15 protein-coding genes are annotated in these 14,646 nt (G+C 75.7%); 3 read left to right on the top strand and 12 right to left on the bottom strand.

Annotation, left to right across the window (positions count from 1 at the left end):
• Window positions 1–15 precede the first annotated feature (15 nt).
• Both ABZ951_RS14955 and ABZ951_RS14950 read left to right on the top strand, forming a co-directional pair.
• Window positions 16–531 (top strand): pyridoxamine 5'-phosphate oxidase family protein, encoded by a 516-nt coding sequence (locus ABZ951_RS14955; RefSeq protein ID WP_344095824.1) that lies wholly within the window; start codon window positions 16–18, stop codon window positions 529–531.
• A gap of 95 nt (window positions 532–626) precedes the next feature.
• The gene (locus ABZ951_RS14950; protein WP_344095822.1) at window positions 627–1,700 is read left to right on the top strand and encodes a lactonase family protein; all 1,074 of its coding nucleotides are present in this window, start codon (window positions 627–629) and stop codon (window positions 1,698–1,700) included.
• Window positions 1,701–1,815: 115 nt separating this feature from the next.
• On the opposite strand, the gene ABZ951_RS14945 is transcribed toward ABZ951_RS14950, so the two are convergent.
• The 4 genes from ABZ951_RS14945 to ABZ951_RS14930 all read right to left on the bottom strand — a co-directional run bounded on the left by ABZ951_RS14945 (window position 1,816) and on the right by ABZ951_RS14930 (window position 5,819).
• Window positions 1,816–2,757 (bottom strand): hypothetical protein, encoded by a 942-nt coding sequence (locus tag ABZ951_RS14945; RefSeq protein ID WP_344095820.1) that lies wholly within the window; start codon window positions 2,755–2,757, stop codon window positions 1,816–1,818.
• A gap of 106 nt (window positions 2,758–2,863) precedes the next feature.
• Window positions 2,864–3,904 (bottom strand): BadF/BadG/BcrA/BcrD ATPase family protein, encoded by a 1,041-nt coding sequence (locus ABZ951_RS14940; protein ID WP_344095818.1) that lies wholly within the window; start codon window positions 3,902–3,904, stop codon window positions 2,864–2,866.
• A gap of 31 nt (window positions 3,905–3,935) precedes the next feature.
• Window positions 3,936–4,613 (bottom strand): uracil-DNA glycosylase, encoded by a 678-nt coding sequence (locus ABZ951_RS14935; RefSeq protein WP_344095816.1) that lies wholly within the window; start codon window positions 4,611–4,613, stop codon window positions 3,936–3,938.
• A gap of 105 nt (window positions 4,614–4,718) precedes the next feature.
• Window positions 4,719–5,819 (bottom strand): NADH:flavin oxidoreductase/NADH oxidase, encoded by a 1,101-nt coding sequence (locus ABZ951_RS14930; RefSeq protein WP_344095814.1) that lies wholly within the window; start codon window positions 5,817–5,819, stop codon window positions 4,719–4,721.
• A 171-nt stretch (window positions 5,820–5,990) separates the two neighbouring features.
• Here ABZ951_RS14930 and ABZ951_RS14925 point away from each other — a divergent pair, with 171 nt between their 5' ends.
• Window positions 5,991–6,353, top strand: a complete 363-nt coding sequence (locus ABZ951_RS14925; protein ID WP_344095812.1) for a helix-turn-helix transcriptional regulator — start codon at window positions 5,991–5,993, stop codon at window positions 6,351–6,353.
• 39 nt (window positions 6,354–6,392) lie between these two features.
• Here ABZ951_RS14925 and ABZ951_RS14920 read toward each other — a convergent pair whose 3' ends face one another.
• From ABZ951_RS14920 to ABZ951_RS14885, 8 genes are all read right to left on the bottom strand, one after another.
• Window positions 6,393–7,742 (bottom strand): FAD-dependent oxidoreductase, encoded by a 1,350-nt coding sequence (locus tag ABZ951_RS14920; RefSeq protein ID WP_361279971.1) that lies wholly within the window; start codon window positions 7,740–7,742, stop codon window positions 6,393–6,395.
• 124 nt (window positions 7,743–7,866) lie between these two features.
• Window positions 7,867–8,484, bottom strand: a complete 618-nt coding sequence (locus ABZ951_RS14915) for a helix-turn-helix domain-containing protein (protein ID WP_344095808.1) — start codon at window positions 8,482–8,484, stop codon at window positions 7,867–7,869.
• Window positions 8,485–8,717: 233 nt separating this feature from the next.
• A complete protein-coding gene (locus ABZ951_RS14910) occupies window positions 8,718–9,437 on the bottom strand; it encodes a GntR family transcriptional regulator (RefSeq protein WP_344095806.1) in 720 nt (239 codons plus the stop codon).
• A gap of 57 nt (window positions 9,438–9,494) precedes the next feature.
• Window positions 9,495–10,871 carry an aldehyde dehydrogenase family protein gene (locus ABZ951_RS14905; protein ID WP_361279969.1) on the bottom strand — a complete coding sequence of 459 codons (1,377 nt, stop codon included), beginning with the start codon at window positions 10,869–10,871 and terminating at the stop codon, window positions 9,495–9,497.
• On the bottom strand, window positions 10,868–11,872 hold the full coding sequence (locus ABZ951_RS14900; protein ID WP_344098202.1) for a proline racemase family protein: 1,005 nt from the start codon (window positions 11,870–11,872) through the stop codon (window positions 10,868–10,870). Before ABZ951_RS14900 ends, ABZ951_RS14905 begins: the two co-directional genes overlap by 4 nt.
• Before the next feature lie 30 nt (window positions 11,873–11,902).
• Window positions 11,903–12,811: a dihydrodipicolinate synthase family protein gene (locus tag ABZ951_RS14895; RefSeq protein ID WP_344098201.1), complete on the bottom strand. Its 909-nt coding sequence runs from the start codon at window positions 12,809–12,811 to the stop codon at window positions 11,903–11,905.
• 43 nt (window positions 12,812–12,854) lie between these two features.
• Window positions 12,855–14,318 carry an NAD(P)/FAD-dependent oxidoreductase gene (locus ABZ951_RS14890; RefSeq protein WP_361279966.1) on the bottom strand — a complete coding sequence of 488 codons (1,464 nt, stop codon included), beginning with the start codon at window positions 14,316–14,318 and terminating at the stop codon, window positions 12,855–12,857.
• On the bottom strand, window positions 14,299–14,613 hold the full coding sequence (locus ABZ951_RS14885) for a (2Fe-2S)-binding protein (RefSeq protein WP_344097825.1): 315 nt from the start codon (window positions 14,611–14,613) through the stop codon (window positions 14,299–14,301). The genes ABZ951_RS14890 and ABZ951_RS14885 overlap by 20 nt, the downstream gene beginning before the upstream one ends.
• Window positions 14,614–14,646: the final 33 nt, after the last annotated feature.

Below are 14,646 nucleotides of genomic sequence, written 5' to 3'. Positions count from 1 at the left end.
CCCAGGAGGACACCCATGGCCGAGAAGGAACCCCGCACCGCACTCGACGAGCGCTACAGCAGCGAGCGGGCGGCGGCGGTCGCGTGGCCGGACGCCGTCACCCGGCTGGCCCGGGCGGAGGTCTACTGGCTGACGACCGTACGACCCGACGGGCGCCCGCACGTCACCCCGCTCATCGGCGTCTGGGCGGACGGCGCGCTGCACTTCTGCACCGGCGCGGACGAGCGGAAGGCGAAGAACCTGCGCGGCAACCCCCACGTCGCCCTCACCACCGGCTGCAACAGCCTCGCGGAGGGCTACGACCTGGTCGTCGAGGGCGACGCCGTGGCCGTGCGGGACGAGACGCGGCTGCGGCGGCTCGCCGCGGCATGGGAGGCGAAGTACGGCAGCGCGTGGCACTTCGACGTGCGGGACGGGGCGTTCGTCAACCCCGAGGCCGGCGCGGCGCTGGTCTTCGAGGTCGCCCCCCGCACGGCCTTCGGCTTCGGCAAGGGCGAGCCCTACAGCCAGACCCGCTGGCAGTTCCCCTGACGGACCGGCGGGCCGGGCCGGGAGGCCGCCGCGGGGCCACCGGGGACGCCGTGTAGCGTCGGGTGCCCAGTGGTTCGGCGGGGAGGGCGGGCACGGTGAACGGCACGTTGAGCAACAGGGGCCGGCAAAGAGGGCAGGGGCGTTACGCCTACATCGGGTCCTTCACGGAAGCCGGCGGCAAGGGCCTGACGGTGGCCGCGGCCGACCCCGGCACCGGTGCGCTGACACCGCTCCACTCCACCGACGCCGTCGTGAACCCCGCGTTCCTCGCGCTCTCCCCGGGTGCCGACGTGCTCTACGCGGTGAGCGAGACCGACGAGGGCACGGTCGCCGCCTTCTCCCTCGCCGACCCCGCCCGGCCCGAGCTCCTCGGCGCACCCGTTCCCGTGCGCGGGGACGGGCCCACCCACCTGGCCTTCGCCGGGCCGCACCTGTTCACCGCCAACTACGGGTCGGGCAGCGTCAGCGCCCTCCCGGTGCGCAGGGGCGGCGTGCCCGGCGCGCCCGCGGCGGTTCTCGCGCACCGGGGCGGCGGTCCGGTCGCCGACCGCCAGGCGGGGCCGCACCCGCACGCCGTCCTGCCCGACCCCTCCGGCCGCTGGCTCCTCGCCGTGGACCTGGGCACGGACTCCGTGCGGACGTACGCCCTCGACCCGGTGAGCGGGCTGCCGCGCCCGCACGGCGAGACGAAGCTGCGGCCGGGGACGGGCCCCCGGCACCTCGCCTTCCACCCCCGCGGTGACCGCGCCTACGTCCTCAACGAGCTGGACCCGACGGTCACCATCTGCCGCTGGAGCGCCGCGGAGGGGGCACTGGAGCCCGTGGGCGAGCAGCCGATGGCGCCGCCGGGCACGCGGGGGCCGCGCTATCCGTCGGAGCCGGTCGTCTCCGCCGACGGGCGGTTCCTGTGGGCGGCCAGCCGGGGGGACGACAGCATCGTCACCTTCGCCCTGGACGCGTCGGGTGAGGAGCTCGCGTTCCGGGGCGCCGTCGGCTGCGGCGGCACCTGGCCCCGCGATCTGACGGCCGGTCCCGGCGGGCGCCACCTGTACGCGGCCAACGAGCGCTCCGGTGACGTCACCTGGTTCACCGTCGACCCCGGCACGGGCCTGCCCCGGCTCGGGGGCTCCCTCTCCGCGCCCGCCGCGTCCTGCGTGCTCTTCGCCTGAGCCGGCCCGGAACGGCCGGAGGGGCCCCCGCGGCGCGGGAGCCCCTTCCGGATGGTGTTCCTGTTCTCGCACGGGCCCTCCGCGCGGCACGCGGGGCCCGCGGGTGCGGGCCGGCTCAGCGGGCCGGTACGCCCTGCAGCGACGGCTGCGTGGCTATGCCCAGGACGGACGCGTACTTGGCCAGGGCGAGCTTGCCGATCGCCGGGTAGGCGCCGAGCGGCTCGGCCGCGGCGCAGCCGGCCTCCCGGGCCGCCTCGGCCGCGAGACCTTCCGCCACCTCGGGGCCGATCAGGCACGGCGCGAGCGCCAGGTTCCGGGAGCCGGACGCGCGCAGCTCGTCAGCGGCCCGGGCGATGGCGCCCTCCTCGTCCAGCGCGGCGGCCAGCACGGGCACGGCCAAGCGCGCGGAGAGCAGCATGCCGGTGATGCCGGCGGCCTGCACGGCCTCCTCGCCGCCGACCGTCGCCAGGACGATTCCGTCCGCGGCAGTTGCAACTGTGAACAGTCGGGCACGGTCGGCTCGCGCCAGACCGGCCTCCGAGAGGCGCACGTGCAGGGCCTCGGCCAGCAGGGGGTGCGGGCCGAGCGTGTCGCTGAGCTCGGTGACGGAACCGCTGTTCATCACGGACTGGCGTATCCGGCGCAGGAGGGCGTTGTCGGGGCCGGCCAGCAGCGGTACGGCGACGGCCGTCGGCCACCGGTCCCAGGGCGCCTCCTCGCCGGGCGCCGTGGCGGAGGCGGCGGCTTCGCTCGCGCGAGCGGTGCGCTGGGCGGACGCGTGGGCCAGGACGGACTCCAGCGCGGGGTAGCCCTCGCTGCCGTCGGCGTCCACGTAGCCGATGCGCGCGTCCAGGCCGGGAAGCTCGGAGCGGGCGATGCTGAGGATCTCCTCGGCGATGCGCCGCGTGAGGGGGTCGGGGGCGCCGGGCACGGCGAGAACCAGCGGGGGTGCACCCACCGGTGCGGCCGCTGGCTCCGGCCGCCGGTGCCGTCCGGGCTGACGGGGTTGCGGCATTCGTACAGGCAGGCCGGGCGCGGGCCCTGTGGGGGAGCTCATGGCGCCGCATGTTAGTCGTTCATCGCACCGGGACGTTCGGGTGGGTGCATCCGGGTGGCCTCTGTCCGGATTTATTCGCCTACGCATGCGACTGTCGTGAAGGTGTTCAGCAAATAATACGCAACATCGCGGGGTCGGCGGGCACCCGCAGATCGCCCCTCATCAGCGCTCCCGCCACGTGTAACGCGCCGTCCAGGGGGTCGCCCGCAGCGTCGACCGACCGCGCGTGCGGTAGTTGCTTTTGCAATTCTTCGCGCACGGGTGCGAGCAGGGGCTCACCCAGGCGAAAGAGACCACCGGTGAATGCCACTTCACAGGTCGCAGCAGCCTCTTCCGTCTCCTGGAAGCCGGCCGCCCACCGGTCCGCCCGGCCGGAAACCACCGGTCGGCGGGGGGCCGGGCAGACCGCCGCGGCGGCCTCGACGATGTGCCGGGCGGCCTCGCGGAGGATGCCGGCGGCGACGGGGTCGGCGGTGGCGCACCGGCCGACCTCGGGCGCGAAGGAGGCGAGCACGGCGGGCCGGTCCGCGCGGGGGTACAGCCGGCCGGGCAGCTCCGCGGGCGGGCCGAACACGGTGTGCAGCCGCGCCAGCAACAGCTGTGACCCGCCGGTCCGCCCGTCGTGGGCGCGCAGCGCCGCCTCCAGTCCGGCCCGGCCGATCCAGGCGCCGCCGCCGCAGTCGCCGAGCAGATGGCCCCAGCCGTCGGCGCGCCGCCAACCGCCTTCCGGGGTCAGGTCGGTGCCCAGCGCGATCATCCCCGTGCCGGCGGCCACGACCGCGCCCGGCCGCTGGCCGAGAGCGCCCACGTACGCCGTCACACCGTCACCGGCGAGGGCGAGCCGCCGCACGCCGAGGGCGTCGCGCAGCGCGCCCGGCAGCACGGCTTGCAGTTCGCCGCCGAGCCCGGCCATCCCCGCGGCGCCCACGCACACGGCTTCGCAGCGGTCGGCGCCCAGCCGGCCCAGCAGTTCCCGGGCGGCGGGCAGCACCTGGTCGAGGAGGCCACGGGCATCGATCCCCGCCGCACCGATGACGGCCGGGGCGGGGGAGGACCAGGTCAGCGGCGGGCCGCCGCGGTGAGCGGGGCCCAGGGCCACCCGGAGCCCCGAACCGCCCGAGTCGATCCCCAGGACCGGACCGGCCATGGACGTCACCCGGGCGGGGTGAGGAGAGGGCTCAAGGGAGCTGCCAGTTCACGGGGGCGGCGCCCTGACGGGCCAGCAGCTCGTTGGCCCGGCTGAAGGGCCGGGACCCGAAGAAGCCGCGGTCGGCGGACATGGGGGAGGGGTGGGCGGACTCCACGGAGGGCACCGCGCCCAGCAGGGGACGCAGATTGCGCGCGTCGCGCCCCCAGAGGATCGCCACCATCGGCCCGCCCCGCTCCACCAGGGCCCGGATCGCCTGCTCGGTGACCTCTTCCCAGCCCTTGCCCCGGTGCGCGGCGGGCTTGCGCGGGGCGGTGGTCAGGGCCCTGTTGAGGAGCAGGACGCCCTGGCGCGTCCAGGGGGTGAGGTCCCCGCTGGACGGCCGGGGCAGGGCGAGGTCGGTGTGCAGCTCGCGGTATATGTTCTCCAGGCTGCCGGGCAGCGGCCGCACCTCGGGCGCGACGGAGAAGCTCAGCCCCACGGCGTGCCCGGGGGTCGGATACGGGTCCTGACCCACGATCAGCACTCTTACGTCGTCGAACGGCTGCTGGAAGGCGCGCAGCACATTCGCGCCGGAGGGCAGATAGGTACGGCCCGCGGCGATCTCGGCGCGCAGGAAGTCGCCCATCGCGGCGATCCGCCCGGCCACCGGCTCCAATGCCTTGGCCCAGCCCGGTTCGACGATCTCGTTCAAAGGTCGTGCAGCCACGGGGCGTCACCCTACTGGCTCAGTCCCGCTCCGCGCGAACGCACGCGGCGCGGCGGGGGCCGGTCGGAGGTCCCCCGGCCGGCTCCGCCGCGCCGGCGCCGGGGCTCAGACCGCCCAGGCGTACTGGTCCGGCACGCGCTTGTCGGCGCCCAGGGTGGCGGCGGCGCGGTGCGGCCAGTGGGGGTCGCGCAGGAGTTCGCGGCCCAGCAGCACCGCGTCGGCCTCGCCGCCCGCGACGATCTTCTCGGCCTGCCCGGCGTCGGTGATCAGGCCCACCGCGGCGGTGGGCAGCCCGGTCTCCTCCCGCACCCGGCTCGCGAACGGCACCTGGTAGCCCGGGCCGGTGGGAATGGCCGTGCCGGGGGCGAGTCCGCCGGTGGAGACGTCGAGCAGGTCCACGCCGTGGGCGCGCAGCTCTCGCGCCAGCCGGACCGTCTCGTCCGCCGTCCAGCCCTCGCGCGCGTCGTCGGCGTTCTCCGACAGCCAGTCGGTGGCCGAGACCCGGAAGAAGACCGGCCGGTCCTCCGGCCACACCGCGCGCACCGCGTCGACGACCTCCAGTGCGAAGCGGACGCGGTTCTCGAAGGACCCGCCGTAGGCATCGGTGCGGTGGTTGCTGTGCGGGGAGAGGAACTCGTGGACGAGGTAGCCGTGCGCGCCGTGCACCTCGACCACCTCGAAGCCCGCGGCCAGCGCCCGCCGGGCGGCCTCCCCGAATCGGCCGACGATCTCCTGTATCTGCTCCACCGTCAGCTCGTCGGGCGTCGGGTGGGCCTCGTCGAACGGGACCGCGCTCGGGGCCACCGGCTGCCATGCCTCCGAGGCACCGGCGGGCCCCCTGCCGCGCCAGGGCCGCTCGGTCGCCGCCTTGCGCCCGGCGTGCGCGATCTGGATGCCGGGCACGGTGCCGTGCTCCTTGAGGAAGGCGGTGATCCGCCGCAGCGCCTCGACCTGGGTGTCGTTCCAGATGCCGAGGTCCGCGGGGCTGATCCGGCCCTCGGGTGAGACGGCCGTGGCCTCCACCAGGATCAGGCCGGCCCCGCCGACGGCGCGGGCGGCGTAGTGAGCGAAGTGCCAGTCCTGCGCGACGCCCGCGTTCGGCCCGAAGACCTCCGCGGAGTACTGGCACATGGGGGCCATCCAGACGCGGTTGGGAATGGTCAGCGACCGCAGGGTGTACGGCTCGAAGAGTGCGCTCTCGCTCACGACAGGCTCCATTTCACATCACGGCCCCGCCCCGCGGCGAGGTGCTTCGTACGATACCCATCGTATTACGGTGGATGTCAAACTACGAAGCCTCTCGTACTATGGAGACCTGTCCGCAGCCGCGCGCGATGCCGCCCGGCGCCCCACCGACCCCGACCCCGAGGAGCAGCCGTGCCGCCGCAGACCCGGCCCCCGGCCGCCGGCCGCTCGCTGGAACACCCCGCCCGCGAGGAGATCCGCCTCGAAGGCGTGCTCCACGCGCTCGCCGACCCCATGCGCCTGACGATCGTGCGCTACCTCGCCGAGTGCGGTGACGAACAGCCCTGTTCGTACTTCGACCTCCCGGTCAGCAAGTCCACCACCACCCACCACTTCCGGGTGCTCCGCGAGAGCGGAGTGATCGAGCAGGTCTACCGGGGCACCGCGAAGATGAGCGCCCTGCGCCGTGCCGACCTGGAGGAGCTCTTCCCCGGGCTGCTCGACAGCGTCCTGACGGCGGCCGTCCGCCAGGCGGAGCGCCTCGGCGAGCGGTGAACGGCGGCCGCGCGCCGCGGGAGCGGCGGCGGGCGTCCGCTACCGCTGCGCGCGGGCCGCGGCCAGCAGGCCGTCCCAGTCCGGGATCTTCACCCGCCCGCGCCCCAGCCGCTGCCCCAGGGCGGCCTCCGCCGCCTCGATCTCCAGCCAGCCCGGCCACTCCACCGGCTCCAGGCCCGCCGCCCGCAGCGCCGCGCGCGGGTCCCGCGCGGGCCGCCGCGCCGCCAGGGCCTCGGCGTCGGCGAGCAGGGCGGCCACCGTCTCCTTGGCGCACGAACGGTTGGTGCCGATCACGCCCGTCGGCCCGCGCTTGATCCACCCGGCGACGTACTCCCCGGGGGACGCCGCCCCGTCCCGCAGGACCCGCCCGCCCGCGTGCGGCACCGTCCCGTGCTCCGCGTCGAACGGCAGCCCCGGGATCGCCAGCCCCCTGTAGCCCACCGACCGCAGGACCAGCTGCGCCTCGATCTCCTCGAACCGCCCCGTGCCGACCACACCGCCCCGCCCGTCCGGCACGGTCCGCTCGAAGCGCACCGCCCGCACCGCCTCCTCGCCCAGCAGCGCGACGGGACGCAGGAAGAACCGCAGACGCACGCGGCGCGCCCGCGCCAGGGACGGCTCACCGGGCCAGCCGCGCAGGACCTCCACATTGCGCCGGCCGACCGCCGGCAGCCCCGACGGGTCCGCCCACGCCGGGTCCAGCGCCGCCTCCCCGGCCCGCACCAGCGCCTCGGCGCCCGGCAGCGACCCCAGCTCGCGCAGCTCCTTCGTGGTGAACTTCGCCTGGGACGGCCCGCGCCGGCCCACCATGTGGACGTCGGTCACCCGGCTGTCGGCGAGTGCCCTCAGGGCGGCGTCGGGCACGTCCGTGTGCCGCAGCTCCTCCGCCCCGCGTGCCAGGACGCGCGCCACGTCGACCGCCACATTGCCGACCCCGATGACGACCGCGGAGCGCGCGGCGAGCACGAAACCGCCCGGGGCCGCGTCGGGGTGCGCGCTGTACCAGGAGACGAACTCCGTGGCCGAGAAGCTGCCGGGCAGGTCCTCGCCGGGGACGCCGAGCCGCCGGTCGGTCGCCGCCCCGACGCAGTAGACCACCGCGTGGTAGAGATCCAGCAGCCCGCGGGGCGTGACCGCACCCGGTCCCTCGCCCACCCGGACGTTGCCGAGGAACGCGACCGCCGGGTGCTCCAGCGCCGCCCGCAGGTTGTTCTGCAGGGACTTGATCTTCTCGTGGTCCGGCGCCACCCCGTAGCGCACCAGGCCGTACGGGCACGGCAGCCGGTCCAGGACGTCGACCGTCACTCCGGGGACGTCCCGCTGCTGCACCAGGGCCTGGGCGGTGTAGACCCCGCTCGGACCGGATCCGACGACTGCGACGCGAAGCACGGTGGGCACCCCTTCCCGCACGGGTCCCGCGGGGTCCCGCAGGCGTCCCGCAGTTGCCTCCAGGATCGCACCGGGAGACGGGATGCGGGAGAGGCGCGGGGGCCGTGGGGCGGTTCCGGCCGGTTCAGGTGCCCGCGGGCGGCGGCTCCGGGCCGGGCGGGACGCCGAGCCCCCAGCACAGCCCGTACCGGTGGAACAGCTCGGCCCGCAGCCGCTCGGGGGGCATCGGCGCGCCCGGCAGCAGGATCGCCACCACCGCGCCCATCAGGAGCGCCCGCAGCAGCGGATAATCGGTGTCCGGGTCGGGTGAGCCGTACCGTGCCACGGTGTCGCGCAGCAGGTGGGCCAGCCGCTGCTGTTCGGGGCACTGGACGAAGCCCTGGGCCTGGAGGATCCCTGCCATGTGGGTGCGCATCAGCAGCGGGCGGTCGCGCGCCAGGCCCAGGACCGCGTCGATCGCCCGCGCCAGGCGCTCGCGCCCGTCCTGGGTGCGCGGGTCGCGCTCCAGCCCCGCGGCGAGCTCCAGATGCATCACCCGGTGCACCGCCGACTGCAACAGCTGCCGTTTGCCGGGGAAGTAGTACGACACCAGGCCGCGGGCCGTGCCCGCCCGGTCCGCGATGTCCGCGAGCGTCGTCGCCTCGTACCCCCGCTCGCCCACGAGTTCGACCGTCGCCTGGAGGAGGCGCTCGCGGGACCGGCGGCGCAACTCCTCGTTGACCGACGCGCTTCGCGGGGACATGCGCTAACTCCTGCGTTGACTGGCTCCCGGCCAATATACTCAGGGGGTCTCCGGTTGTCCTTCCCGCCGTCGGGCAGGATGCGGCTCCGGTGCGTTCGCCGAACGGGCGGAGCGGGGGACCGCCCGTTCGGCGAACGGCTCACCTCCGGCCGGGAATCGGCCTCGGAGCCCCAGGCCGCCTCGCACGGCACCGGGCCCAACAGGCGCATGTCACCACGGAGTTCAGGACGGCCTCAGTGCCGGACGGCCGCCGTGCGCCCCTTCCGGTCCGCGGCCGGCGGTTCGCCGTTCGCGCTCTTCGCCCACAGTGAGCGCACATGGCCGAGGTGCCGGTCCATGCACTTCTCGGACCCCTCGGCGTCACCGGCCAGCATCAGATCCAGGAGCTCCAGGTGCTCCTCGGCCGAGTGGATCAGCTCGCCGCGCTCGTCCAGGGCCGTCAGCCCGTACAGGCGGGAGCGCTTGCGCAGGTCGCTGACGGTCTCGACGAGGCGCTCGTTGCCGGAGAGGGCCAGCAGCGACAGGTGGAACTGCCGGTCGGCCTCCAGGTAGCCGATGAGGTCGTGGTCGCGCGCGGCGCGGACGATCTCCTCGGCGACCGGGCGGAGCGCCTCCAGGTCCTCACGGGCGGCGGTGCGGGTGATCCGGCCCGTCATCGGCACCTCGATCAGGGTGCGGATCTCGGTGAACTGGTCGAGATCGCGCTCGTTGACCTCCGTCACCCGGAAGCCCTTGTTGCGGACCGGCTCGACCAGACCCTCGCGGGCCAGATCGAGCATGGCCTCGCGCACGGGGGTCGCGGAGATGCCGAAGTCCTCCGCGAGCCCCGGCGCCGAGTAGACCTCGCCGGGGCGCAGTTCACCGGAGATCAGGGCGGCCCGCAGGGCGTGGGCGACCTGGTCGCGCAGCCGCTCGGTGGCGGTGATGAGGTTGCGCTGCTTGAGGTGCCCCATGGTGTCCCTTTCGCGCCCTGATGGACTGGACCACCAGCGTACAATGTCACATTACGACTAGGGGGTCAGGGTGTAGGTCCGGCTCGACGTGAAGAACTCCGTTGCCGCGAAGCCCTGTTCGCGCGGCCCGTGCCCGGACGCCTTGGCGCCGCCGAAGGGCAGGTGGAAGTCGACGCCGGTGGACGGGGCGTTGACGCGCACCATGCCCGTGTCGAGCCCGTCGAGACCGTGCAGCGCCGCGCCCAGATCCGCGGTGTGGACGGACGTGACCAGCCCGTACGGGACGGAGTTGCTGATCCGAACGGCGCCGGCCAGGTCCTCGGCCGGCAGCAGGACGGCGATCGGCCCGAAGGCCTCCTCCCGCAGCAGCCAGTGGCCCGGCGGCACCTTCTCGACCAGCGTCGGGGCGGCGTACCAGCCCGGCCCGTCCGGGGCGGGGCCGGCGGCCAGGACGGGGACGCCGTCGCGGGCCGCCGCGCACCGGTCGCGGGCCCGGGCGGAGACGAGCGGCCCGCACACCGTGGCCGGATCCGCCGGGTCGCCGACGCGGAGCGCGCGCACCGCCTCGGCCAGGGCCTCGCGCAGGGGTGCCAGGGCCGCGCCGACGGCGATCACCCGGCTGGTGGCGGTGCACTTCTGCCCCGCGTAGCCGGCGACGGCCGCGGCGATGTGGGCGGCGGCCCGTTCGACGTCGGCGTCGGGCAGGACGATCGCCGCGTTGAGCCCGCCCATCTCGGCCTGGACCGGGATGCCCCGGGCGGTCGCCGCCCCCACGACCGCGTTGCCCACGGCCGTCGAGCCGGTGAAGGAGACGACATCGGCGGCGGCGAGCAGGGCACCGCCCTCGACGGGCCCGCCGGGCACGTCCGTGAACACCCCTTCCGGCAGCGCCCGCCGGACGATCTCGGACAGGCGCCGGGCACAGGCCGTGGCCTCGGGCGCGGGCTTGAGGACGACCGTGTTGCCGGCCGCCAGGGCGGGCGCGGCCTTCCAGCTCGGGATGGCGAAGGGGAAGTTCCAGGGGGTGATCAGGCCCGCGACGCCGTGCGGGCGCCGCCGGGTCAGCAGCAGCCCGGGGCCGGCGGCCGTCTCGTGGACGGCGCCCGTGGGCGCGTAGGGGGCCTGGGCGTAGAACCGCCAGATCGCGGCCGTCCGGGCGACCTCGGCGCGCGCCTCGGTGATCGGCTTGCCCACTTCCCGCACGGCGAGTGCGGCCAGTTCGCCGGCGGCGGCCTCGATCGCCCCGGCGGCCGCGGCGAGGGCCGCGGAGCGGGCGGCCGCGCCGCCGTGCAGCCAGCCGGGCCGGGCGGCGCGGGCCCGCTCGACGGCGGCGGTCATGGCGGCCGGGCCGGGCGGGGCGAATTCGGCGAGGACGTCGGAGGGGTCGGCCGGGTTGCGGGATGCGAAGGGCGGGGGCGTGCTCGGGGTGGTCACAGGAGGAAGCCTCCGGGGAAGGGGTCGTCCGGGTCGAGGAAGTACTGGGCGGTGCCGGTGATCCAGGCGCGGCCGGTGATGGTCGGCACGACCGCCGGCAGCCCGCCGACCACCGTCTCGGCCACCAGCCGGCCGGTGAACTCCGTTCCGATGAACGACTCGTTGACGAAGTCACGGCCGAGCGGCAGGGCACCGCGGGCGTGCAGCTGGGCCATCCGGGCGGACGTTCCGGTGCCGCAGGGAGAGCGGTCGAACCAGCCCGGGTGGATGGCCATGGCGTGCCGCGAGCGGTACGCGTCCGAGCCGGGCGCGGCCAGGTAGACGTGTTTGAGGCCGTTGATCCCGCTTTGTTCGGGGTGGACGGGCCGGTCCGGCGAGGCGTTGACCGCGTCCATGACGGCGAGCCCGGCGGCCAGGAGATCGTGCTTGCGGCCCCGGTCGAAGGGCAGGCCCAGCGCCCCGAGTTCGACGAAGGCGTAGAAGTTGCCGCCGAAGGCGAGGTCGTACGTCACCGTCCCGTACCCGGGCACGTCCACCGTGCGGTCCAGACCCGCGCAGAAGGCGGGCACGTTGGTGAGCGTGGCGGACTTCACCGCGCCGTCCTCGACGCGGACGTCCACCGTGACCAGCCCGGCCGGGGCGTCCAGCCGCACGGTGGTGACGGGCTCGGTGACCGCTACCATGCCGGTCTCGACGAGCACGGTGGCGACCCCGATGGTGCCGTGCCCGCACATGGGCAGCAGCCCGGACACCTCGATGTAGAGGACCCCGAAGTCGGCGTCGGGCCGGGTGGGGGGCTGGAGGATCGCGCCGCTCATCGCGGCGTGACCGCGCGGCTCGTACATCAGGAGCGTCCGGAGGTGGTCCAGGTGCTCGGCGAAGTGCGCCCGGCGCTCGGCCATGGTGGTGCCGGGTATCACCCCGACGCCGCCGGTGACGACGCGGGTGGGCATGCCCTCGGTGTGCGAGTCGACGGCGTGGAAGACGTGACGGGTACGCACGGACGTCCTTTCGGCGGGTGCCTTCTGTGGTCAGCGGTGGCCGTCGGCGACGGCCTTCCCGGCCGCGGCGCGCACCCGGTCCCCGGCCTCCCCGGTGAGGGGGGAGCGCGGCGGGCGGGTGGGTCCGCCGTGGCGGCCGGCGAGGTCCATGGTGAGCTTGATCGCCTGGACGAACTCGGTCCTGGAGTCCCAGCGCAGCAGCGGGTGCAGCGACCTGTAGAGGGGCAGGGCCGTCTCCAGGTCCCCGGCGACGGCGGCGCGGTAGAGCTCGGCGCAGGCGGCGGGGAAGGCGTTGGGGAAGCCGGCGATCCAGCCGACGGCGCCGGCGGTGGCGAGCTCCAGCAGGACGTCGTCGGCGCCGACGAGCAGGTCCAGTTCCGGGGCGAGTTCGGCGATCTCGTAGGCGCGCCGGACGTCGCCGCTGAACTCCTTGACCGCCACGATGCTGCCGTCACCGTGCAGGTGGGCCAGGAGGGCGGGGACCAGATCGACCTTGGTGTCGAAGGGGTTGTTGTAGGCCACGACCGGCACCCCCGCCGCGGCGACCTCGGCGTAGTGGGCGCGCACGGCGTGCTCGTCGGCGCGGTAGGTGTTCGGCGGCAGCAGCAGGACGGAGCCGCAGCCGGCCTCGGCGGCCCGGTCGGCCCAGCGGCGCGCCTCGGCGCTGCCGTACGCGGCGACACCGGGCATCACCCGCGCGCCGTCACCCGCCGCCTCCACGGCGGTGCGGACGACCCGGTCGCGCTCCTCGTCGGTGAGCGTCTGGTACTCGCCGAGGGAGCCGTTGGGGACGACGCCGTCACAGCCGTGCGCGAGGAGGAAGCGCACGTGCTCGGCGTAGGCGTCGTAGTCGACGCCGAGGTCGGGGCGGAGCGGGAGCGTGGTGGCGACCATGATGCCGCGCCAGGGGCGGGCGGTGGTCCAGGAGGTGGCGGTCATGCCGGTAACCCTTCTGAGCAAGGTGAGGTGCGGCGGGTGAGGTTCACGGGCGGCCGGCGGTCTCGTCGGCCGGCCCGGGCTCGTCCAGGGCGGCCAGCACGCCGAGGGGGACGGGCACGGCGAGCGGTCTGCGGTCGGCGGGCGCGGGCCCGCCCGCCGGGCCCGGGCCGGCGAGGCACGCCACGGCCGGGCCGCACGTCCGGCCCTGGCACCAGCCCATGCCCGCACGGGTGAGGAGCTTGACGGTGCGCGCGTCGCGGGCGCCCAGGTCGGTGACCGCCTCGCGGATACGGCCGGCGGTCACCTCTTCGCAGCGGCAGACGTCCGTGTCGTCGGCGAGCCAGTCGCTCCAGCCGGGGCCTGGGGAGTGCGCCGCGGCCATCGCGTCGGCGAAGGCCCGCATGCGGTCGCGGCGGCGGCGCAGTTCCCGCGGGCGCCGGCCGGCAAGGAGCGCCGGCTCGCCCCGCAGCCGGGCGGCCACGGCGATGCCCGCCACCTCGCCCTCGGCGCGGGCCCGCTGCCGGCCGCCGACGCCGCCCGTCTCCCCGGCGGCCCACAGGCCCGGGACCGAGGTCTCCTGGTGGCCGTCCAGGACGAGGGCGTACGTTCCGTCGGGGGTGCGCCGGGTGGCACAGCCGAGGCCGGTGGCGAGCTCGATCTGCGGGATCAGCCCGTGTCCCACGGCCAGCGCGTCGCAGGCGATCCGGCGGCCGGTGCCCGGGACCGGCCGCCAGTGCCGGTCGAGGCGGGAGACCGTGACGGCCTCCACGCGGTCGGTGCCGTGCGCCTCGGTGACCGCGCTGCGGGTGCGCAGCGGGACCCGGTGGCGCAGCAGCGCCGCGCCGTGGACGGCGGCTTCGAGGAGTTTGCCCGGGTTGGTGGCGAGGGCCCGGGGGTGCCGGGCGTAGCCGAGATAGCCGGAGGCTTCGACGACGGCCGGGACCTCCGCGCCCGCGCCGGCCAGGGAGGACGCGACGGCGAGCAGCAGCGGCCCGCTGCCCGCGACCACGACGCGCCTGCCGGGCAGGACGAGCCCCGACTTCAGCATCGCCTGGGTGCCCCCGGCCCCCACGACGCCGGGCAGGGTCCAGCCGGGGAAGGGCAGGTGGCGTTCGTAGGCGCCGGTGGCCAGGAGCACCGCGCGGGCCCGTACGCGGACCGGGCGGTCACCGTCGCCGTCGGGCCCGGTGAGGGCGTGCGCGTTCCACAGGCCGCCGGCCTCCCGGGTCAGCGACCAGACGTGATGCTCCGTCAACTGGACGACATTGCTGGCTTCCAGGCGTCGGCGGAGTTCCGTGAAGGCGGGCCATCCGTGGTGCATGGCCTGCGGCCGCCGGGCGCGCAGGGCCGGGGTGGGGTGCCGGAAGAACTGGCCGCCGGGCTGCCCGGAGGCGTCCAGGAGGGCCACGGACAGGCCGAGTCCGGCGGCGGTGACGGCGCCGGCGAGGCCGGCGGGGCCCGCGCCGATCACCGCGAGGTCGTAGGGCTCAGACACCGAGCTCGGCACGGCCGTGTCCCTCCTGGGTGGTGATCGCGTCGCCGGGCCGGGCGGGCACCAGGCAGGCCCTGCGGTTGGGCTGCCCGTTGACGGTGGCGAGGCAGTCGTAGCACTGCCCGATGCCGCAGAACACCCCGCGCGGGCGGCCGCCGTCGCGGGTGGTGCGCCAGGCGAGGACGCCTGCCCCCCACAGCGCGGCGGCGAGGGACTGGCCGGGCAGGGCGGTGACCGTACGGCCGTCGAAGGTGATCTCGAACGGCGGACCGGGCTCCGCCCGGACCAGGCCGGTGGGGGTACGGGCCACTGCGGGGCTCCTCTCGGGTGCGGGGGCACGGGG

Source organism: Streptomyces sp. NPDC046215, from assembly GCF_040646215.1.
Taxonomy (GTDB): Bacteria; Actinomycetota; Actinomycetes; order Streptomycetales; family Streptomycetaceae; genus Streptomyces; species Streptomyces stramineus.
The sequence above is the reverse complement of the archived record's forward strand: the minus strand, read 5'-3'. Positions and strand labels throughout refer to the sequence as shown.

Coding starts and splice junctions, on each gene's coding strand:
- ABZ951_RS14955 (WP_344095824.1), top strand. CDS start 16: ATGGCCGAGAAGGAACCCCGCACCGCACTCGACGAGCGCTACAGCAGC.
- ABZ951_RS14945 (WP_344095820.1), bottom strand. CDS start 2,757: ATGAGCTCCCCCACAGGGCCCGCGCCCGGCCTGCCTGTACGAATGCCG.
- ABZ951_RS14940 (WP_344095818.1), bottom strand. CDS start 3,904: ATGGCCGGTCCGGTCCTGGGGATCGACTCGGGCGGTTCGGGGCTCCGG.
- ABZ951_RS14915 (WP_344095808.1), bottom strand. CDS start 8,484: ATGTCCCCGCGAAGCGCGTCGGTCAACGAGGAGTTGCGCCGCCGGTCC.
- ABZ951_RS14910 (WP_344095806.1), bottom strand. CDS start 9,437: ATGGGGCACCTCAAGCAGCGCAACCTCATCACCGCCACCGAGCGGCTG.
- ABZ951_RS14895 (WP_344098201.1), bottom strand. CDS start 12,811: ATGACCGCCACCTCCTGGACCACCGCCCGCCCCTGGCGCGGCATCATG.